Genomic DNA, 696 nt, shown 5'->3' with positions numbered 1-696 from the left:
CGCCCTGGTGGCAGTGCAATCAGGTGAATCAGTTGTGCCGGCGAGCGAGCTGGCAGCGGCACGCGCCCAGATCGCACAACTGCAGCGGATGTTGGGCAAGAAAACGATGGAGGCGGAGATCCTGCGCGAAGCGGTCGAGCTGGCTCGCGAAAAAAAGTGGATTGCGCGCTCACCCTTATTGGACAAGGACGGGCAGTAAAGCCTGTCTGCGTTGTCCTCGGTGTAGCGCGCTCGCACGTGATTGACCTTCTTGCCCGACCTGTGGACTGGGTCGACAAGCGCACCGTCGTCAAGTTTGATCCAGTAGCTGACGCGATGATCGCCGACGCTGTACGCGCCGAGATCACGGCGCTGCCGACTTATGGCTACCGTCGTGCTGGCGCCCTGGTAAACCGTACGCGCAGCCTGATGGGCCTGCGCCCCGTGAACCACAAGCGCATGTACCGCGTGATGAAGCAGCAGGGTTTGCTGCTGCCCAAATCGCCCAGGCGTAGTGAGAGTGGCCGCACTCACGATGGCAAAGTGATGGTTGAGGAATCGAACCAGCGCTGGTGCTCGGATGGCTTCGAGATCGCCTGCAGCAATGGCGAGGTGGTCACTGGCGTATTCATGAAGGACTGCTGCGACCGCGAGATCATCGCTTGGCGGGCCTGGATCGGCCGCGGCCTGCCTGGTGAGCCGGTGCGCGACATGATG

The 696-nt window shown here is 62.1% G+C and carries 1 pseudogene; it reads left to right on the top strand.

The features are described from left to right. Positions 1–696, top strand: a pseudogene (locus tag ACFFJK_RS01545) (IS3 family transposase); the annotation flags it as partial.

The organism is Massilia consociata (genome assembly GCF_042432755.1).
Classification (GTDB): domain Bacteria; phylum Pseudomonadota; class Gammaproteobacteria; order Burkholderiales; family Burkholderiaceae_D; genus Telluria; species Telluria consociata.
Note: the sequence above shows the minus strand (reverse complement) of the source record. Positions and strands in the feature narration are given on the sequence as shown.